This window comes from Geothrix mesophila, from assembly GCF_022808835.1.
In the GTDB taxonomy this organism is placed as follows: Bacteria; Acidobacteriota; Holophagae; order Holophagales; family Holophagaceae; genus Geothrix; species Geothrix paludis.
The window spans coordinates 408,187-426,595 of record NZ_JAKZLD010000002.1; the positions used below are offsets into that span (position 1 = coordinate 408,187).

Here is an 18,409-nt window from a genome sequence, read left to right on the forward strand (position 1 = left end):
GTCCCGCCTCTCCGGGCATTGGTTCCGGGCGGAGGCCATGATCGAATGACTGGCCAGACCCGGAGGAGCCCCCCATGCCCGTGACAACCCTGGATCCGGGAACCGCCCTGGTCGTCATCGACCTGCAGAAGGGCATCGTCGCCATGCCGGTCGTCCACCCCGTGCGGGAGGTGATCGCGAACGCGGTCCGGCTGGTTGACGCCTTCCGCAAGCGGGCGCGGCCCGTCGTGCTCGTCCGAGTGGGCTGGGCGGAGGATCGCCTTGATGTCATCCGCACCCGGACCGATGTGCCCCCGCCCGCAAGCGCGCCGGCCCCGGGGTTCTCGGACTACCTGGAGGAGCTGCACGCCGATCCGCGGCGGGACATCCTGGTGCAGAAGCGCCAGTGGGGCGCCTTCTACGGCACCGACCTGGATTTGCAGTTGCGTCGCAGGCACATCACCAACCTGGTGCTCTGCGGCATCGCCACCAGCATCGGGGTGGAGTCCACGGCACGGGATGCCTGGGAGCGGTCGTACCATCTCGCCTTCGTCGTGGACGCGATGACGGACCGCGTGGCGGAAGCCCATGAACGGGCGGTCGGTACCATCTTCCCGCGGCTAGGAGAAATCGGGACCACGTCGGCCATCCTGGCGCTGCTCGACCGGCACGCCTAGCCCATCCGGAGGGGCCACCCGTGCCGCTGGAGGGGCAGGGTGGATCGCGGCCTGGGTGGTGGGTGGCCGTTGTGAGGCCCCGAATCCCGGGGTAGGCTTGCAACCAGATCACCCCGCACACCATCGCCGCGAACTGCTCCCTTGGAGGATGACCATGGGCCTCAACCCCTTCGCCACGGGTCTAGACAAGAACCAGGCCAACCACGTGCAGCTGTCGCCGCTCACCTTCATGGAGCGCGCCGCCATGGTCTTCCCGCGCAAGAAGGCCATCGTCCACGGCGACCGGTCCATCACCTGGTCCGAGACCTACGCCCGCTGCCGGCGCCTGGCCTCGGCCCTGGTCCGCCGCGGCGTGAAGCCCGGGGACACCGTGGCGGCCATGCTGCCCAACGTGCCCGCCATGTTCGAGGCCCACTTCGGCGTGCCCATGGCCGGGGCCGTGCTCAACACGCTCAACACCCGCCTTGATGCCGAATCCATCGCCTTCATGCTCAAGCACGGTGAGGCGAAGGTGCTGCTCACGGACCGGGACTTCGCCCCGACCATCCGCCGCGCCCTGGAGCTGCTGGAGGGCCGGGAGATCCTGGTGGTGGACGTGGACGATCCCGCGGCCAAGGGCGACCTGCTGGGTTCCATCGAGTACGAGCAGTTCCTGCGGGAGGGCGATCCCGACTTCGAGTGGCGGCTGCCCGCGGACGAGTGGGACGCCATCTCCCTCAACTACACCTCGGGCACCACGGGGAACCCCAAGGGCGTGGTCTACCACCACCGGGGCGCCTACCTCAACGCCGTGGCCAACGTCCTCAGCTGGAACATGCCGCCCCACTCGGTCTACCTGTGGACCCTGCCCATGTTCCACTGCAACGGCTGGTGCTTCCCCTGGACCGTGGCGGCTCTCTCGGGTGTCAACGTCTGCCTGCGCCAGGTGGATCCCAAGGCCATCTTCGAGCTGATCCAGCGCCACGGCGTCACCCACTTCTGCGGCGCCCCCGTGGTTCTCGGCATGCTCATCAACGCCGCCCACCTCATTCCCGAGGGGCTGGGCCATCCGGTGTCCGCCGCCGTGGCCGGGGCCGCTCCGCCGGCCGCCATCATCGAGGGCATGGAGAAGCTGGGCGTCAGCATCACCCACGTCTACGGCCTCACGGAGACCTACGGTCCTGCGGGCGTCTGCGTGAAGCGGGAAGAGTGGGCCGACCTTCCCCTCGGCGAGCGCGCCCGCCTGAACGGGCGCCAGGGCATCCCCTACCTGCTGCAGGAGGCCATGACCGTGATGGATCCGGCCACCATGCAGCCCGTGCCCGCGGACGGCCAGACCATGGGCGAGATCATGTTCCGCGGCAACATCGTCATGAAGGGCTACCTCAAGAACCCGGCCGCCACGGAGGAGGCCTTCGCCGGCGGCTGGTTCCACACTGGCGACCTGGCGGTGCTGGAGCCCGACGGCTACGTGAAGATCAAGGACCGCAGCAAGGACATCATCATCTCCGGCGGCGAGAACATCTCCTCGCTGGAAGTGGAGGACGTGCTCTACCGCCATCCCGACGTGCTGGTGGCCGCCATCGTGGCCAAGCCCGATCCCAAGTGGGGCGAGGTGCCCTGCGCCTTCGTGGAGCTGAAGGATGGCGCCACGACGAAGGAGGAGGACATCATCGCCCACTGCCGGGCCCACCTGGCGCGCTTCAAGGTGCCGCCCATGGTGGTCTTCGGCCCCATTCCCAAGACCTCCACGGGCAAGATCCAGAAGTACGTCCTGCGGCAGCGCATGAAGTCGACGGAGGCGTTGAAGTAGCCCCGCTCACTCGTATCTCAGCGCATCGATCACATCCAGGCGGGCGGCTTTCAGCGCGGGCAGGAGGCCGGCCACGAGGCCGACTGCGCCACTGAAGCCCAGGCCCAGCAGGATGGCCCATCCCTCCGTGACCGCCGGGACCTGCAAACGGGCCAGGAGGGCGATGGCCACGAAGGCGAGCGCGACGCCGAGGACCCCGCCAAGCCCAGCGAGGGCCACGGTCTCCGAGAGGAACTGCCAGAGGATGGCCCGTCTCGTGGCGCCCACGGCCCGGCGCATGCCGATCTCCCGGGTCCGCTCGGTCACGCTCACGAGCATGATGTTCGAGATGCCGATGCCGCCGACCACCAGGGAGATGCTTGCGGCGACCGCGAGAAGGGCCGTGAGGATGCCTGCCTGCCGCTCCATGGCCTGGACCATCTCGTCTTGCTTCCGGATGTTGAAGGGCGTCACCTGGCTGAGGGGCACCTTCAGGTGCTGCCGGAGCAGGGCGGTGATCTCCGCCTCGGCGAGGCCCGTCTCGCCCTCGTGCGCGCTGACCACGATCCGCTGGATGGTGGTCCGTCCCATGACCTTGCGCATCACCGTCGTGTAGGGGGCCACGACGAGGTCATCCTGGTCGCCCCACATGCCGGCGCCCTTGCGCTCCAGCAGGCCGACGACCTGGAAGGGGAGCGTGCCGACGCGGATGGTCTGCCCCAGCGGATCATCCCCGTACGGGAAGAGGGTGACCTTGACGGTCTGGCCGATGACGCAGACCAGGGCCTGGCCCCTCACCTCGCCCTCGGTGAAGAAGCGCCCGGCCTCCAGTTCCCAGGCGCGGATGGTCTGGAACTCGGGCCCGGTCCCCTGGACATGGGTGATGAAGGTGGCGTTCTGGTAGATCACCGGGCGCGTGGTCTGGACCTGGGGCGTCGCGGCCCGCACGCTGGAATCCTGCAGCTCCGTCTGGATCAGCGCGGCGTCATCCTCCTTGAGGATCTCGGCGCTGCCCATGGCCTGGGGCCCATGGTGGGTGTGGGTGCCGGGGGCCCCGGGGAAGATGGTCAGCATGTTGGAGCCCATGTTCCGGATGATCGCGACCGAGGCCCGCTTGGACCCCTCGCCGATGCCGATCATCGCGATGACGGCGCCCACGCCGATGATGATCCCGAGCATGGTCAGCATGGCCCGGAGCTTGTTCCGCGCCGTGGCTACCAGGGCTTCCTTGAGCAATTCGAGAACCCCCATGGGCGCCTCCCGAATCCCACTGTCTTCGCTCTGGAGATCATTCTAGTCGGTCGGTCCAGGCGCCTTCTGGGCCGCCGGCGTCCGGAACCTCGCCAGCATCAGGCCCGCGGCGAGGGAGATGCCGAAGGTGGCGATCCACAGGGCCCGCGGCCCGGCCTTGGCGTAGGCCAGCACGCCCAGCCAGGGGCCCAGGGCCAGGCCCACGGCGAAGCAGAGCGAGAGCAGGCCCATGTACTCGCCCCGCCGATCTGGCGGGGCCAGGGTGGCCACGGCGTCGCTCATGGCCGGGAAGAGGGTCATCTCGCCGAAGGTCCAGATCATCGTGGTGAGGATCAGCATGGTGTGTCCCGTGGCCCAGGCCGTGAGGCCGAAGCCGAAGGCGAGGAACAGCGAGCCCAGGAAGAGCTGCCGCCCGTGGGACCAGCGGGCCATGGCCAGGTTGAGGGCCACCTCCAGGGCCACGATGAGCAGGGTGTTCACCGTGAACAGCAGGCCGTAGAAGCGGCTGCCCAGGCCCAGGTCGCGCACCACCCAGAGCGGCAGCGTGCCCTCGATCTGGAAGAACACCATCAGCATGGGGATGAAGGGCAGCAGCAGGAAGGCCAGGCGGCGGTCCCGCCAGGGGCTCGCGCCCGGGGCATGTCCCTGGGGAGCGGCCCGGCGTGGAGCCGCGGTGAACAGCAGGCCCAGCAGCACGGCGCCGGCCAGGGTGCTGAGGCCGTCGGTCCAGAACACCCAGGTGTAGCTGTGGTGGGCGATGACGCCGCCCAGGGCCGGGCCCACGGCCATGCCCAGATTCACCGAAAGCCGGTGCAGGGCGTAGACCGCCTTGCGCTGCTCCGGCGCGGCGAGGTCCGCCAGCAGGGCCATGGCGCTGGGCCAGAAGGCCTGGGTGAAGGCCGCCCAGAGGAAGATGAGCACGAAGAGGAGGGGACGCGCGCCCGCGAAGGGAAGCACCAGCATCAGCGCGCCGGAGATCCAGAGGCTGGCCTTCAGCACCTGGACGTGGCCCAGCCGGTCCGCCAGCCGGCCCGCGAAGGGGCCCGCCGTCAGCGCGCCGGTGCCGTAGACCATCATGCCGAAGGCCGCCTGCTCCGGCGTCCAGCGGCGGGCCTCCGTGAGGTAGAGCACCAGGAAGGGCAGGGCCATGGTGCCCAGCCGGTTCACCAGCGTGCTGGCGCAGACCAGCCACACTTCGCGGGGGAGGCCCCGGAGGCCGCGCCAGGGATTCATAGATTTAATGATCTCCACGAAGGGCACCAAGACATGAATCAAGAACACGAAGGAGATTGGGGCAGGTGGAGCGGGTTGCGTCGGCCTTTCTTCGTGGCCATGCCTTCTTCACTTCGTGTCCTTCGCGGACCCGCTTTTCTCTCGTGAAGACCGGCACCACTCGCTCCAGCTCCCCACGTAGAGGGCCGCGCCCGGGAGGCCGGCCACGGCCATGGCCAGCAGGTTGTGGCAGGCGGTGACGCCGCTGCCGCAGTGGATGGCCAGGCGATCCGGCGACACGCCGCCCAGGGCCGCCTCGTACTGGGCCCGCAGGGCCTCCGGGGACTTGAAGCGGCCATCGGGGCCCAGGTTGTCGGCCCAGTAGAGGTTCACGGATCCGGGGATGTGGCCGGGAACGGGGTCGAGGGTCTCGTTCTCGCCGCGCCAGCGCTCGGGGGAGCGGGCGTCCATCAGCTTCCTCGCGGGGTCGCGGCGGATGGCCTCCACCGCTTCCGCGTCCACCAGGGGCAGCCGCCAGCGGTCCGCGGGATGGGGCGGAAGGGTGCTCGCGGTGGGAATGTCGACAGTCAATGTCAAGCCAGCCTCCAGGGCCGCGGGCAGGCCCCCGTCCAGGACGGCGACCCGCTCATGTCCCAGCGCCCGCAGCATCCACCAGAGCCGGGCAGCGGCGTTGCTTCCGCCCGCGGCGTCGTAGGCCACCACCTCGGTGTCCGGTCCGATGCCCCAGGCGCCGAGCTGGGCGGCGAAGCGCGCCAGGGGCGGCAGAGGATGGCGCCCGCCCCGGGCCGGGTCGTGGTCCAGATCGCTGGCCGCGCTGAGCTGGCGGTTCAGGTCCGCGTGGAAGGCTCCAGGCAGGTGGCCGGACGCGTAGTCGGCGGGATCCTGGCGGGCGTCCAGCAGGCGGATCGAGGCGAAGCGGTCGCGGAGGTCGGAAGCGGAGATCAGCGGCATCGAACCAGTATGAAGTCCCGGAGCGGGACATTACCCTGAAGACTTGATGGCGGGAGTTCCCATGTCCGATGCCTACGTCCCCGAATCGCGCTGGCGCACGGCCGCCGCGGTGGCCCTGGTGGGCGGCGGCCTGCTGCTGGCGGGGGTGATGGGCTTCCGGACCCTCCGTGGGGACGGCGCGTCCACGGGCACGGACGTGAGCCGGGTGGCCTTCCTCGACGCCGAGGGGACGCGACACACCGTGGCCGAGTACAAGGGCAAGGTGGTGCTGGTGGATGTGTGGGCCACCTGGTGCCCGCCCTGCCGCAAGTCCCTGCCGGAAGTGGCGGAGCTCCAGAGGAGCGGCGGCGACCGCTACGTGGTGCTGCCCATCTCGGTGGACCGGAACGGCTGGGCCGACGTGACGCCCTTCCTCTCAAAAAATCCCCAGCTGGGGCTCAAGGCCTTCGTGCCCGACGGAAGGGGGGGGCTGGAACCCCTGGGCGAGGTCCGCGGCATACCCACCACCTTCATCATCGACCGCGAGGGCCGGGTGGTGAAGCGCTGGTCGGGCTACGGCGAAGGCATGGCGAAGCAGGCGCTGGACGAGGCCCTGCAGGGTCGCTGACATGGCCGGCCGCCGGGCCGGGGAAACCTTGCGCCCGGCCGGGGTCCGGTGAACTTTCGGGCTTCAGGCCCTCATCCGCTCGGTCACGGACGCGATGACCTGCTCGGGTGCGGCATCCGGAGAAAGGCTGACGTGATCGCCCGGCACGGCGGGCCCCACGCCCAGGAAGGGCAGGCCCGCGGCCTGGGCGGCCGCCAGGTCGTGGGGGCGGTCCCCGACGTAGAGGTGGGGGCCGGGGCAGCCCAGGAGGGCCCGCCGCAGCAGATCCGCGCGGTCGTGGCGGGGCAGGGAGCCCAGGCGGGGGATGGCCGGGTCGATGCCCAGGGTGTCGGCCTTGAAGGCCAACAGATCCGGGGCGTTGCCCGAGACCACCCAGACGGCGTGGCGCTCCGCCAGGCGGTGCAGGGCGGCGAGGATGCCGCCATAGGCCACGGCCTCCCGTCCGCCGGGCGCGAAAGCCGCCCGGAAGCGGGCCACGCAGGCGGCCTGGTAGGCCTCGTAGCCGGCTTCGTCCAGCCCCCGGCCGAAGCGCATGCGGTGCAGCTCGTCCACGATCTCCCAGTCGGTGGAGCCCGAGCAGCGGCCCAGGTCCTCCGCGGTGGGCGGCGCGCCCCAGAGATCGCCCAGGGCCTCCCTCAGCAGCACGAATCCGGAACTGAAGTGGCCCAGGGTCCCGTCGAGGTCGAAGCAGAGCGGCATGGCCCAGGATCGCATGAGATGGCATGCTCGATGGTGAGGATGGTGGTTCCTTGATCCGACTGGCGCTCCTTCTGGCTCTCTCCCTTCCCGCGGCGGCACAGGAAGGGCTCCGGTACCGCATGCAGATGTGGCTGCGCGGCGAGGCCGCGCCGCTGGAGACCCGGTTCCGCCTCGTGGCCACGGAAGGCACCACCAGCCACAACCGCGTGAAGAAGCCCCGCATGGGCGGCTGGCGGCTGGAGGCGGACCGCGGCCAGGGCACGCCCTATTCCCAGGCGCTCCTCCTGGGCCGGGCCGAGCGCCTGCTCTATCTCGCGGGCCCCTCGCCGCAGACCCACGCGGAGCCCATCGCCCTGCGTTTCGGTGCCCGGAGCGTGCCGGTCTGGAGCCTGGAGATGCCCAAGGGGCTGCACGCCTCCACGGTGCTGGTGGAGGTGGCGCCGGGCCTGCTGGCCCTCTGCGACCTCAGCGCCCGCTTCGAGCAGGGCGACCTGGCCCGGATCGAGCTGCACCTGGAGAGCCTGGACGGCTCCGGTTCCCTGGCCCCCGCCGAGGCCGGGACCGTGCTGCTCAGCACCCTGAGGAGCTGGGCCCAGGAGGCCCGCCAGGACCTCGAGGACGGTAGCACGGTTCGCTGACCGGGGTGGACGCATCCCACTGAAGGTCGTGGTCTTCGGCATCCGATCTGGGTGTTCGGGCCCCCAGGGTTTAATCTGGAAGGCTCGGAGGGGTCATGCCGTTCAGGGACGAGTGCGGGGTATTCGGGATCTGTCCCCAGACGGAAGCTTCGCGGCAGACCTATCTGGGCCTCTACGCCCTGCAGCACCGGGGCCAGGAGGCGGCCGGCATCTGCTCCGGCGACGCCGAGGGACTGCACCTGCACAAGGCCCTGGGCTACGTGGCGGACGTGTTCTCCGAAGCGGTGCTGGATGCCCTGCCGGGCGACGCGGCCATCGGCCACACGCGCTATTCCACCACCGGCGGCAACGTGGCCTCCGCGGCCCATCCCTTCCTCATCCACGGCCGCTTCGGGCAGGTGGCCCTCTGCCACAACGGGAACCTGACCAACACGGAGACCCTGCGCGCCGCCCTGATCGCGGACGGCCACACCTTCACCAGCCCCTCGGATTCCGAGGTGCTGCTGGCCCTCATCAACCGGGCCCAGGCGGACACGCTGGAAGACGCCGTGGTCTCGGCCCTCCGGCAGGCCGAGGGGGCGTACTCCCTGCTCATCCTCACGGACCACACCCTCATCGCGGCCCGGGATCCACATGGATTCCGGCCCCTGGCCATGGGCCACATGAATGGCACCACCGTGTTCAGCTCGGAGACCTGCGCCTTCGACCTGGTGGGCGCGGCCTACATCCGCGACGTGGCCCCCGGCGAGATGGTGGTGGTGCCCCGGGACGGCAGCACGCTCCGCTCCGTCTTCCCCCTGCCCAAGGTCCAGCCGAAGCCCTGCGTGTTCGAGCACATCTACTTCGCCCGGCCCGATTCCCTGGTGTACGGCAAGAGCGTCATGGTGGCCCGCCGCGAGATGGGACGGCTCCTGGCCCTGCGCCACCCCGTGGAGGCGGATCTCATCGTGCCCGTGCCCGACAGCGGCGTGAGCGCGGCCCTGGGCTACTCCGAGCAGTCCGGCATCCCCTTCGACTTCGGCATCATCCGCAACCACTACGTGGGCCGCACCTTCATCGAGCCCAAGCAGACCATCCGCAGCTTCGGCGTGAAGGTGAAGCTGAACCCCGTGCGGCACCTGCTGGCGGGCAAGCGGGTGGTGCTGGTGGACGACAGCATCGTGCGCGGCACCACCAGCAAGAAGATCGTTCAGATGGTCCGCGAGGCCGGCGCCAAGGAAGTGCACATGCGCATCGCCTGCCCGCCCACGACGCATTCCTGCTTCTACGGCATCGACACGCCCAAGCGGCAGCACCTCATCGCGTCGTACATGTCGCTGAAGGAGATCGAGGGCTTCGTGGAGGCCGACAGCCTAGGCTACCTGGACCTGAAGGACCTGGAATCCTGCATGGGCGATGACGGCCATGGATACTGCTACGCCTGCTTCACGGGCGACTATCCGGTGGTGCCTGAGCCGAAGGCCTAGCCTGGGTCACAGCACGGTGCAGCGGGTGGTCTCCTTCGCGCTGAAGGATTTCCCCAGGGCCGCGCCCTGGACGTCGGCGTGCTCGTCGAGCACCAGCAGCCGGTTCTGGACGCGCTGGAAGCGGCGCCGGATGTCGACCTTCGTCCAGACGCTGGCGAGGAGCAGCACCCGCGCCCGGACCTCGATGCGGTGATCCATGGCCAGGGGCAGGCCGTCGGGTCCGATCCAGACCGTGGCCTCGTAGTCGGCCTTCTTCAGGTGGCTGCGGGCCTCGGCGTCCAGGTCCAGGTCCATGGCCAGCCGCAGTCGGCGGGCGGGCCGGCCCTCGTAGGCCTCGGCCTTCTCCTCCAGCAGCCGCGCCTTCTCCAGCTGCTCCAGCAGGCCCTCGGCGGGCCGCAGCTCGTCGTGGAATTCGCCGGAGCCCTTCTTAGCCGCTCCCGGGGCCCGGGCGCCTCCTTTCTCCTTCGCCTTCGCCGGGGCGGCCGCGGGGCGGCTGTCCTCCAGGATCCGCAGCCCCTCCGAGCCATCCTCCACCACGGTGGTCCGGCGTTCCGTGCTGTCCTTACCGGACTCCCGTTCGAGGCTCTCCGCCTCCACCTTCACCTTGACCTTCGCCGGAGCCGGCAGGCCCTTGAGCGCGGCCTTCAGGTCCGAAAGGCCGTCGGCCCGGAGCAGGGCGCCGCAGAGCAGCAGGGCCAGGGGCAAGGGCAGGCCAGGACGCATGGAATCACCTCGGATGGGAGGATTACGGGGGGCCCTCTCAGGGGTTGAGCCAGAGGTTGAGGCGGGGCTGAGCGGGGGATTGAACCGGGGCATGGGGCCTATGATGGGAAGCCATGTGCCTCATCGCGCTCGCCTACCGCGCCCATCCCGACTTCGAGCTCGTCATCGCCGCCAACCGCGACGAGTACCACGCGCGTCCCACGGCCCCCGCCGGCCCCTGGGAGGACGCCCCCGAGGTGTTCGGGGGCCGCGACCTGTCCCAGGGCGGCAGCTGGCTGGCCCTGTCGAAGCGGGGCCGCCTGGCCTGTGTCACCAACGTGAGGCGCATGGTGGCGCCGGACCCCGGCGCGCCGTCGCGGGGCGGGCTGGTGGCCTCCTTCGTGCGTGGCCAACAGCCGGCCCGGGCCTTCGCCGACGAGCTCCGCGAGCGGGCCATGGCCTTCGCCGGATTCAACCTGCTGCTCTGGGACGGGACGGACCTGCGCTACCTGAACAACCACCCGCGGTTCATCTCGCGGGAGGTGCCGCCGGGGGTGCATGTGGTCTCCAACGCGGACCTGGACACGCCCTGGCCCAAGACCGAGAGACTCAGGCGGGCCATGACGGCCTGGGTGGCCTCCGGGAACGGTGACGAGGCGCCCCTCCTGGCCGCGCTGGCGGATCCGACGCCCGCCGCCGATGCCGACCTGCCGGACACCGGCGTGGGCCTGGAGTTGGAGCGCAAGCTGTCGCCGGCCTTCATCGTCGATCCGGCCTACGGAACCCGCTGCACGACGATCGCCACCCTGGGAAGGGACGGCGCGGTGCGGTTCAGGGAATGGCGCTTCGATCCCGCGGGCCAGCTCGCCGGGCGCACGGACACCCGCTGGACCGCCGCCCCCGCAGGCGGTCAGCCATGAGCGGATCCATGAGCGGATCGGGGCCCTCGAACCCCTCCCAGGACCGCTTCGAGGATGGCCTGCGCTTCCTGGCCGCGGCCCTGGCCCTGGACATCGACCGCCGGCATAGCGGGGCCATCGTCTCAGCCGCTTGCGATGCCATCCAGTGCTTCCTGGCGGTCTTCGAGACGGCGGCCCAGCGCCACCTCCCCGATCCGGAAGGGGAGACCGCCCGTCTCCGGGGCCAGCTGGAGGCCCTGCTCACGCCCCGCCAGTCCCCCGAAGACGCGGCCCGCAACGCCCTGGAGGCCGCCCGCCTGGCCCGCGACCAGGCCGCCCTGCTGCTGCCGAGGCTCATGGAGTAGACGGCCCGAACAGAAATGAAGAACGCGATGGGCGCTAAGGAGGCGAAGGGCGCGAAGGGTGGTTCAAATGGGGAAGTCCTTCGCTCCGCCGGAGGCGGCTTCGCGGTCTTCGCGTTCCGCTTTTTCCACGGGAAGGGTGATCAGAAGCTCGCGCGGCCGAGAGGCACGTTCCGGGGCACGGGGTTGCCGCCGAACCGGTCCACGGGCAGGGTGGCGGAGGCCAGGCTGGTGGGTTCGGGCAGGACGCCGCCATGGGCTTTCAGGAAGCGACGGAGGTCCTCCCGGAACCAGACGATGAACTCCTGGAAGGCGACCTGACGGAGCTCCTCCCGGGTGAGCTCGCCGATGACCTCCACCACGGCGGAAGCTGATTCCGGGGGGGCCTTGTAGGTATGCCAGGGACGGGCCCCGCCCTCGCTGTCACCCGTGATCCGCGACAGGAAGGCCCGGTTCTTTCCGGGCTCGGGCACCTCGGAGGCGGGCTTCCCCCCGGCCAGGAGGCTGGAGGCGAGGCAGAGGCAGACCAGGTGGCGCATGGCCTTGGTGTGAGCCGTGGGCTCCGAAGGTTCCCAGGGGGCAGCTATCAGCTATCAGCTATCGGCTATCAGCTGTCAGCTGCGAGTGGCCGCCCCCTGCTTTCACGGAGAGCTGACGGCTGATAGCTGATAGCTTCAACCCATGCCCATCGCGATCCTGGGACCCACGGCCTCCGGCAAGTCCGCCGTGGCCGTGGCTGTGGCCCGGCGCGTCGGCGGCACCGTGGTGAATGGGGACCCCTATCAGGCCATCGCCGGCCTCGCCATCGGCACCGGCCAGCCGGACGAGGTGGAGCGAGGCGGGGTGCCCCACCTGGGCTACGGGGAACTGCCCCTCTCGACCCGCCCCAACCCCACGGCCTTCGGCGCCTGGGTGCGGGAGCGGCTCTCGGCCTGCCGCGAGCCGGTGCTGGTGACGGGCTCGGGGCTGTACCTGAGGGGCATCTGGGACCAGCTCAGCGCCCTGCCGGACGTGCCGGCCATCCTGGTGGATCGCGTGCGGCGCTGGGGCGCGACCCTCGGCACGCCCGCGCTGCATCGCTTCCTGGCGGCGGTGGACCCTGCCCGGGCCGCGGCCCTCCATCCCAACGACAGCGCCCGGGTCCAGCGCGCCTTGGCCCTCCATCTCGCTTCCGGCCAGGCCCCCTCGAGCTTCCTGTCCGGCCCGGACACAGGCGTTCCCGCGGGCTGGCGGGTGCTGGTGGTCGCGCCGGGGCGCGAGCGCCAGCGGGAGCGCGTCGCTGAGCGGGTGGCCTCCCAGGTGGCCGCGGGCTGGCCACGGGAGGTGGCGGGCCTGGTGGCCGCGGGCCACCGGGGCGACCTCGAGGCGCTGAGGCCCCTGGGCTACGCGGCCTGGATGGCCGGGGGCGATCCCGCGACTCTCCAGGCCGCCGTGGTGCAGGAGACCCAGGCCTACGCCAAGCGGCAGGCCACCTGGTTCCGCAACCAGCTGCCCGGGGCGCCCGCGTGGGATCCCGACGCCGAGCCCCTGGAAGCGGCCTTCGCCCGGCTGGGGCTGGCATGACGCCGACCGCCTGGCACGAGGGGCGCACCTCCCTGGACCTGCTGCGCGGCGCGGACTGGGCCTGGATCGGACTGCGCTCCGGTGACGGCCTCAACCGCCTCCACAGTGACCTGCTGGTGGCCCTGGACCGCCTCTTCGTCGAGCTGCGGGGCGGTGGCACGCGCCGGGTGGCCCTCAGCGGCTCCGCCTGGATGACGGGCCGGGGCCATCACTTCACGGCGGGGGCGGACCTCCATGAAGTAGGCGCCCTCGACCCCATGTCCGCGGAGCCCTTCTCGCGCCGGGGCCAGCGCGTGATGAACCACCTGCTCTGGCCCGGCTGGCGCACCCTCACGCTGATCTCGGGCGTGGCCATGGGCGGCGGCTGCGACCTGGCCCTGCACGGCCAGGAACGCTGGGCGGTGGCGGCGGATCCCGCCACGGGCAAGGGCGGCCTCCGCCTGGCGCACCCCGCGGCGAAGCATGGCATCCTGACCGGCTTCGGCGGAACCGTCCGCCTGCCGGAGATCCTGGGCCGCGACGGCGCGGACCGGTTGTTCCGGCATTTCGAGACCTGGGACGCGGCCGAGGCCCTGGCCGCCGGCGCGGTCCATCGGGTGCTGGAGGCGGACTCGGCGGGTCCGGCCGTGCGGGCCTGGCTCGAGGCTACCGCCCCACCGCCGCGAGGACCGCAGGGACGGCCATGATGAGCATGAAGCCGCAGCAGCAGATGAGCAGGAGCGGCGTCAGCACGGCGCAGATCCCGCGCCAGGCCTCCGTCTTGTGCATCCGCGCCAGGCCCATTCCGATCACGACCAGGCCGGCGATCTGGATCAGGAAACCGAGGGTGGGAATCCAGGCGCCGAGCTGGATGAAGGCCGAGGCGTAGCCGTAGGCGCGGATGCTCTGGCCCACGCCCACCCCGGGCTTGAGGCCGCCCCACATCCAGAGGAAGGCGTGGCTCAGGGCGCCGAAGACGACCATGCCCAAGAAGGTGAAGAGGGGCATGAGCAGCAGCAGGGCGCCGAAGACGAGGGGCATGGCGGCGGCGATGACCCGGCCTTCGGGTTTTCCGGCCTCTTCCAGAGCCGCGACCATGATGCCCATGCCGAGGAGGAAGAACAGCAGGGCCGTGATGAGGAAGACGGGGACCGACATCAGGAGGAGGAATCGCCACGGCGCGCCGAGGCCGCCGGTGGTCGGAACCCGGTCGAAGAGCTCCATGGGGTTGCTGAAGACCAGCCGGAACATGGCGCCCACCCGGGCCCAGAAGCCGGGGATGGCTTCGAGGTCCTCGAAGGGGATCGGGCGGAGGGCGGTCGGAGTCTGAGCTGAGGCCGGCCCCGGGTCAGGGGAAGGCGGCGCGTCCAGCGGTGTCAGGGGATCGGTCGGGCCTGGGATGTCGCTCATCCGTCGCTCCGGAGGGGAGTGCCTAACCTATCACGATTCCTTGAAGTCCTTGGGCCTGAGGCCCAGTTTCTCCAGGCGCGAGAGCAGGGTGGAGGGGGCCAGGCCGGCGACCGTCGCCGCGCCGTCGGCGCCGGCGATCTTGCCGCGGGTGTGGTGGAGCAGCCGCTCCAGGTAGGCCCGCTCCTGGGCCTCCCAGGTGTGGGGACGTCCTGCTTTCTCGGCGCCTCCGCGCGAGGCCAGGGCGCCGGGAGGCAGCCGCAGCTCCCGGCCCGTCGAGAGGATGGCGGCCCGCTCGAGGACGTTGTTCAGCTCCCGCACGTTGCCGGGCCATGGGTAGGCCTCCAGCTGCTCCAGGACCGGGGCCGGCAGGTGGATGGCCGCGCGGCGGTTCTCCCGGGCGAACTTGTCGAGGAAGCTCTCCGCCAGGGCGGCGATGTCGCCGGGTCGCTCGCGCAGGGGCGGGAGGTGGATGGGAAACACGCTGAGGCGATAGAAGAGGTCCTCGCGGAACCGCCCCTCGGCCACGGCCTTGCGCAGGTCCGTGTGGGTGGCCGCCACCAGGCGCACGTCCACCTTCCGGGGCTTCTCGGCGCCCAGCGGGTCGATCTCCTTCTCCTGGATGGCCCGCAGCAGCTTGGGCTGGAGGTCCAGGGGCAGGTCGCCGATCTCGTCCAGGAAGAGGGTGCCGCCGTCCGCCAGCTCGAACCTCCCCTTCCGCGCCGACGCGGCGCCGCTGAAGGCCCCCTTCACGTGGCCGAACAGCTCGGACTCGATGAGCGTCGCGGGCAGGGCACTGCAGTTCACCTTGATGAAGGGCCGCTCGCGGCGGGGCGAGAGATGGTGGAGAGTCTGGGCCACCTTCTCCTTGCCCGTGCCGGTCTCGCCGGTGACGAGCACCGTGGTCACCGTGGGGGCCACCTGCCTCAGCTGGTCCAGGATGGCGCGCATGGCGGGACTCTCGGCCCGCAGGGGCTCCTGCAGGACATCCCGACGCTGGACCTCCCGGAAGTAGCTGACCTCCTCGGCCAGGCTCCGCTCCCGTTCGGCCAGGCGGCCCAGGTGTTCGGCCTGCTTGATGCCCAGCGCCAACAGCGAGGCGAAGACGCCCACATGATGCAGCACGCTCTCGGGGTACTGGCGGCACACCATGGCGTCCAGGGTCATGAGGCCGAAGGTCTCGCCCTGGCTGCGCAGGGGGGCCACCAGGCAGCTGTGGCCGCGGGGCATGTCGAGGAGGCCGTGGAAGGTGTCCTCGCCGGGATCCTCCTCTTCGAAGGTGGCGGGCTTGGACCGGGCCTTGAGCGCGTTCAGCAGGCGGAGGTTGCCCCGGACGGGGATGAGGGCCTTCGCGAGCTGGGGCGTGGCCAGGGGACCCACGGCGTAGGCCACCCGGACGGCTTCCCCCTCCCGGAGCAGGACGGTGGCCAGATCGTAGGGCACCAGCTGGCCCAGACGCTCGAAGGCGTGGGCCACCATGCGCTCCGGCTCTTCGCCGAGGGTGAGGAGGGCGCCTGCCTCTTCCACCAGCCGGGCTCCGGTGAGGGCAGTCTCGAGATCCAGCGCGGCCACGGGCACCTCCCGTACGATTCTCGAGATTTCGAGAATTCAGTCAACCCGCCGGTCGACCGGGAGCTAATCCCTCGCCTAGTCCGATCGGTATACTGCCTTACCTCCGCAAGGACACGCTTGACCTCTGACGCCTCACATTTCGGTTCCTACCGTCTGCTTGCCCGGCTGGGCGAAGGAGCCATGGGCGAGGTCTGGAAGGCCCTGGACCTGCGCCTCGAGCGGGAAGTGGCTCTCAAGATCCTCAAAGATGCCGACGACCTGCGCCGCAAGGCGCTCATCGGCGAGGCCAAGCTGGCCTGCCAGCTCAACCACCCGAACATCGCCCACATCTACGACGCCGGGGAGGTGGACGGCACCCCCTACATCGCCATGGAGCTGGTGGAGGGGCAGACCCTCCGCACCCTGGTGGGCCACCCCCTGGATGGGAGCGCCCTCCAGGACCTGGCGCGTCAGGCGGCCTCGGCCCTCTTCCACGCCCACCAGAAGGGGATCGTCCACCGGGACATCAAGCCCGAGAACATGCTGCTCACGGACGATGGCCAGCTCAAGATCCTGGATTTCGGCATCGCGCGCCGCGGGGTCGAGGACCTTCCCATGGGCCAGACCTCCCACCACATGACCCTGGTGGAAAGCACGGCGCCGGGCTACAGCCAGGGCACGCCGGCCTACATGAGCCCGGAGCAGGCCAACGGCCAGCCGCTCACGGGCCAGTCCGACCAGTTCAGCCTGGGCGTGGTGCTCTACGAGCTGGCCACGGCGACCCACCCCTTCCGCCGGGCCAGCCTGGTGGACACGCTCTACGCGGTGACGCGGGACGAGCCTCGGCCCCTGTCGGAGCTTCGACCCGACCTTCCCCGCACCCTCCAGGACGCCATCCACCGCCTGATGGCCAAGTCCGCCAAGGACCGCTTCCCCAATCTCCAGGCCCTGGCCGCCGGACTGGCCGAGGACAATCCCACGGCCACCATCCCGCACCTCAGCCTGTCGGCGGTGCGGATCCAGCGGACCCGGCGCCGGTGGCTGCTGGTGTCGGCGGCGCTGGTGCTGGTGGTGGGAGGGGTCGTCAGCGGGCTGCTGGTGCGCCGGGCCCTGGCCACGGGGCTGGGCGAGGCGCGACGGGCCTCCCGGATGGATTTCACCAGGGGCCGACGCGTGGTGGCCATCCTGCCCTTGGAGCAGCTGCAGCCCGACGCGGAACATGCCTGGCTCAGCAACAGCTTCGCCGACGCCATGGCCTACGGGCTCGTCCGGCGGGAGGACATGCTGGTGGTGGACCGCCTGCGGGTGGTGGAGGCCATGAACCAGCTGGGCGACACGCCGGGGCGGGCCCCGAAGGCCCTGGGCGAGCTGGGGCGCCAGCTCAAGGCCGAGCTGCTGGTGCTGGGCAGCTTCCAGGTGGTGGGCGGGCAGATCCGCATGGGCGTGCGGGTGGTGGACGCCACCCAGGGAGCCACCACGCACCAGTTCCAGCTCGACCGTCCCGTGGGGGACCTCCTGAAGATCGAGGACGAGCTGCAGCAGCGCCTGCCGCAGGAGATGGGCCTGGCCGGCGAGGCCGGCGCGCCCAGGATCCAGGCCCGGAACCCCCGCACCCGGGAGCTCTACACCAAGGCGCAGCAGGTGCTCACTGAGGGCAACCAGGATTCGGTCCAGCTGGCCAACTCGCTCCTGCAGTCCGCCATCGAGATCGAACCGGATTACGCGCCGGCACGCGCCGAGTACGCCTGGACCCTGGCGGAGCTGGGCGCCACCCGCGCCCTCAGCCAGGGACGCTTCGCGGAGGGGCAGGCCCTGCTGCGCCAGGGGAAGGCGGCCGCCGAGGCCGCCATCGCCCTGGATCCCGGCGCCTCGCAGGCCTACCGGGCCCTGGGCTCCATCCTCCTGCGCCTAGGAGATCTGGAGGGCGCCAGCCGTTCGGCGCTCCAGGCCGTGCGCCTGGATCCGGCCGACCACCGGGCCTATGACGTGCTGGCGGATGTCTTCGCCGGGCTGGAGGGGGCGGACAACCACGCGGCCGCCCGCCGCTACTTCGAGAAGTCCCTGGAGCTCTTTCCGGAAGGCTGGCAGGCCCACCACCGCTACGGGGTGCTGCTGCAGAACGAAGGCGACCTGGCGGCGGCGCTCCAGCATGCGGATCGCGCCATCGCCCTGCGCCCCGCGGCCGAGTACGCCTATGTCACCGCCGCCGACGCCCTGCTGTGGATGGGCCGGTCAGCGGAAGCCGAACTCCGGCTGCGGGCGGGCCTCCGGGAGGTGCCGGGCTCCAACGTCCTGCGCAGCCTCATGGTCTATGCGGCCTGGGACCTGCAGGACACCGGCACCGCTGAAGGCTACCTGCGGGAGCTGGAAGGGGCCTGGCCTCCGGACCACTCCAGCACCGTCCTGCTGGCGGGGCTGAGGAAGGCCCTCGCCGGGGACTTCGCCGGAGCCCTGGCCCTGTTCGAGGCCCACCGGCAGAAGGTCCTCGCCTCGGATCTGGCGGCCAAGAAGCACAACGAGCGGCGGGTGCTCTCGGTGAACCTCTATTTCATGGCCCGCATGGCCGCGAAGCTGGGGAACGTGGCCGAGGCCCGGGACCTGCTGGAGCTGGCGGACCGCCTGCATCCCGGCAAGCGCCGGGTCGCCCAGCAGGACCCCGCCTTCCGCTGAGCGG

The 18,409-nt window shown here is 70.8% G+C and carries 18 protein-coding genes; 10 read left to right on the forward strand and 8 right to left on the reverse strand.

Annotated elements, in window-relative coordinates:
- The first annotated feature begins 74 nt into the window (after positions 1-74).
- On the forward strand, positions 75-656 hold the full coding sequence (locus MLG87_RS09290; RefSeq protein ID WP_243294901.1) for an isochorismatase family protein: 582 nt from the start codon (positions 75-77) through the stop codon (positions 654-656).
- 154 nt (positions 657-810) lie between these two features.
- Positions 811-2,448 (forward strand): acyl-CoA synthetase, encoded by a 1,638-nt coding sequence (locus MLG87_RS09295; RefSeq protein WP_243294902.1) that lies wholly within the window; start codon positions 811-813, stop codon positions 2,446-2,448.
- A gap of 6 nt (positions 2,449-2,454) precedes the next feature.
- Here the strand turns inward: MLG87_RS09295 and MLG87_RS09300 are convergent, their stop codons facing one another.
- From MLG87_RS09300 to MLG87_RS09310, 3 genes are all read right to left on the reverse strand, one after another.
- Positions 2,455-3,678 (reverse strand): ABC transporter permease, encoded by a 1,224-nt coding sequence (locus tag MLG87_RS09300; RefSeq protein WP_243294903.1) that lies wholly within the window; start codon positions 3,676-3,678, stop codon positions 2,455-2,457.
- A gap of 42 nt (positions 3,679-3,720) precedes the next feature.
- The gene (locus tag MLG87_RS09305; RefSeq protein WP_243294904.1) at positions 3,721-4,911 is read right to left on the reverse strand and encodes an MDR family MFS transporter; all 1,191 of its coding nucleotides are present in this window, start codon (positions 4,909-4,911) and stop codon (positions 3,721-3,723) included.
- 108 nt (positions 4,912-5,019) lie between these two features.
- Complete coding sequence (locus MLG87_RS09310) at positions 5,020-5,862, reverse strand: sulfurtransferase (RefSeq protein ID WP_243294905.1); 843 nt, start codon at positions 5,860-5,862, stop codon at positions 5,020-5,022.
- Between the two features lie 61 nt (positions 5,863-5,923).
- Between MLG87_RS09310 and MLG87_RS09315 the strand changes: the two genes are divergently transcribed.
- A complete protein-coding gene (locus MLG87_RS09315; RefSeq protein WP_243294906.1) occupies positions 5,924-6,469 on the forward strand; it encodes a TlpA family protein disulfide reductase in 546 nt (181 codons plus the stop codon).
- Positions 6,470-6,532: 63 nt separating this feature from the next.
- On the opposite strand, the gene MLG87_RS09320 is transcribed toward MLG87_RS09315, so the two are convergent.
- Positions 6,533-7,183, reverse strand: a complete 651-nt coding sequence (locus MLG87_RS09320) for an HAD family hydrolase (protein ID WP_243294907.1) — start codon at positions 7,181-7,183, stop codon at positions 6,533-6,535.
- A gap of 35 nt (positions 7,184-7,218) precedes the next feature.
- On the opposite strand from MLG87_RS09320, the gene MLG87_RS09325 reads away from it, so the two are divergent.
- Positions 7,219-7,806: a hypothetical protein gene (locus MLG87_RS09325; protein ID WP_243294908.1), complete on the forward strand. Its 588-nt coding sequence runs from the start codon at positions 7,219-7,221 to the stop codon at positions 7,804-7,806.
- A gap of 95 nt (positions 7,807-7,901) precedes the next feature.
- A complete protein-coding gene (gene purF / locus MLG87_RS09330; protein WP_243294909.1) occupies positions 7,902-9,272 on the forward strand; it encodes an amidophosphoribosyltransferase in 1,371 nt (456 codons plus the stop codon).
- A gap of 6 nt (positions 9,273-9,278) precedes the next feature.
- Here purF and MLG87_RS09335 read toward each other — a convergent pair whose 3' ends face one another.
- Entirely contained in the window at positions 9,279-9,995 is a 717-nt protein-coding gene (locus MLG87_RS09335; protein ID WP_243294910.1) for a hypothetical protein, read from the reverse strand.
- A 113-nt stretch (positions 9,996-10,108) separates the two neighbouring features.
- On the opposite strand from MLG87_RS09335, the gene MLG87_RS09340 reads away from it, so the two are divergent.
- Both MLG87_RS09340 and MLG87_RS09345 read left to right on the forward strand, forming a co-directional pair.
- The gene (locus MLG87_RS09340; RefSeq protein ID WP_243294911.1) at positions 10,109-10,894 is read left to right on the forward strand and encodes an NRDE family protein; all 786 of its coding nucleotides are present in this window, start codon (positions 10,109-10,111) and stop codon (positions 10,892-10,894) included.
- Entirely contained in the window at positions 10,891-11,238 is a 348-nt protein-coding gene (locus tag MLG87_RS09345) for a hypothetical protein (RefSeq protein ID WP_243294912.1), read from the forward strand. Before MLG87_RS09340 ends, MLG87_RS09345 begins: the two co-directional genes overlap by 4 nt.
- Positions 11,239-11,378: 140 nt before the next feature.
- Here the strand turns inward: MLG87_RS09345 and MLG87_RS09350 are convergent, their stop codons facing one another.
- Positions 11,379-11,774, reverse strand: coding sequence for a hypothetical protein (locus MLG87_RS09350; protein ID WP_243294913.1), 396 nt, complete (start codon positions 11,772-11,774; stop codon positions 11,379-11,381).
- A 142-nt stretch (positions 11,775-11,916) separates the two neighbouring features.
- Here MLG87_RS09350 and MLG87_RS09355 point away from each other — a divergent pair, with 142 nt between their 5' ends.
- Both MLG87_RS09355 and MLG87_RS09360 read left to right on the forward strand, forming a co-directional pair.
- A complete protein-coding gene (locus tag MLG87_RS09355) occupies positions 11,917-12,798 on the forward strand; it encodes a tRNA (adenosine(37)-N6)-dimethylallyltransferase (protein ID WP_243294914.1) in 882 nt (293 codons plus the stop codon).
- A complete protein-coding gene (locus MLG87_RS09360) occupies positions 12,795-13,484 on the forward strand; it encodes an enoyl-CoA hydratase/isomerase family protein (protein ID WP_243294915.1) in 690 nt (229 codons plus the stop codon). Before MLG87_RS09355 ends, MLG87_RS09360 begins: the two co-directional genes overlap by 4 nt.
- On the opposite strand, the gene MLG87_RS09365 is transcribed toward MLG87_RS09360, so the two are convergent.
- Positions 13,444-14,187: a YIP1 family protein gene (locus MLG87_RS09365; RefSeq protein WP_243294916.1), complete on the reverse strand. Its 744-nt coding sequence runs from the start codon at positions 14,185-14,187 to the stop codon at positions 13,444-13,446. The genes MLG87_RS09360 and MLG87_RS09365 overlap by 41 nt on opposite strands.
- 30 nt (positions 14,188-14,217) lie before the next feature.
- Positions 14,218-15,756, reverse strand: coding sequence for a sigma 54-interacting transcriptional regulator (locus MLG87_RS09370; protein ID WP_243294917.1), 1,539 nt, complete (start codon positions 15,754-15,756; stop codon positions 14,218-14,220).
- On the opposite strand from MLG87_RS09370, the gene MLG87_RS16135 reads away from it, so the two are divergent.
- A complete protein-coding gene (locus tag MLG87_RS16135) occupies positions 15,652-18,405 on the forward strand; it encodes a protein kinase domain-containing protein (RefSeq protein WP_341848585.1) in 2,754 nt (917 codons plus the stop codon). The genes MLG87_RS09370 and MLG87_RS16135 overlap by 105 nt on opposite strands.
- The last annotated feature ends 4 nt before the right edge of the window (positions 18,406-18,409 follow it).

Coding starts and splice junctions, on each gene's coding strand:
- MLG87_RS09290 (WP_243294901.1), top strand. CDS start 75: ATGCCCGTGACAACCCTGGATCCGGGAACCGCCCTGGTCGTCATCGAC.
- MLG87_RS09295 (WP_243294902.1), top strand. CDS start 811: ATGGGCCTCAACCCCTTCGCCACGGGTCTAGACAAGAACCAGGCCAAC.
- MLG87_RS09300 (WP_243294903.1), bottom strand. CDS start 3,678: ATGGGGGTTCTCGAATTGCTCAAGGAAGCCCTGGTAGCCACGGCGCGG.
- MLG87_RS09305 (WP_243294904.1), bottom strand. CDS start 4,911: ATGAATCCCTGGCGCGGCCTCCGGGGCCTCCCCCGCGAAGTGTGGCTG.
- MLG87_RS09310 (WP_243294905.1), bottom strand. CDS start 5,862: ATGCCGCTGATCTCCGCTTCCGACCTCCGCGACCGCTTCGCCTCGATC.
- MLG87_RS09315 (WP_243294906.1), top strand. CDS start 5,924: ATGTCCGATGCCTACGTCCCCGAATCGCGCTGGCGCACGGCCGCCGCG.
- MLG87_RS09320 (WP_243294907.1), bottom strand. CDS start 7,183: ATGCGATCCTGGGCCATGCCGCTCTGCTTCGACCTCGACGGGACCCTG.
- purF (WP_243294909.1), top strand. CDS start 7,902: ATGCCGTTCAGGGACGAGTGCGGGGTATTCGGGATCTGTCCCCAGACG.
- MLG87_RS09335 (WP_243294910.1), bottom strand. CDS start 9,995: ATGCGTCCTGGCCTGCCCTTGCCCCTGGCCCTGCTGCTCTGCGGCGCC.
- MLG87_RS09340 (WP_243294911.1), top strand. CDS start 10,109: ATGTGCCTCATCGCGCTCGCCTACCGCGCCCATCCCGACTTCGAGCTC.
- MLG87_RS09345 (WP_243294912.1), top strand. CDS start 10,891: ATGAGCGGATCCATGAGCGGATCGGGGCCCTCGAACCCCTCCCAGGAC.
- MLG87_RS09350 (WP_243294913.1), bottom strand. CDS start 11,774: ATGCGCCACCTGGTCTGCCTCTGCCTCGCCTCCAGCCTCCTGGCCGGG.
- MLG87_RS09355 (WP_243294914.1), top strand. CDS start 11,917: ATGCCCATCGCGATCCTGGGACCCACGGCCTCCGGCAAGTCCGCCGTG.
- MLG87_RS09360 (WP_243294915.1), top strand. CDS start 12,795: ATGACGCCGACCGCCTGGCACGAGGGGCGCACCTCCCTGGACCTGCTG.
- MLG87_RS09365 (WP_243294916.1), bottom strand. CDS start 14,187: ATGAGCGACATCCCAGGCCCGACCGATCCCCTGACACCGCTGGACGCG.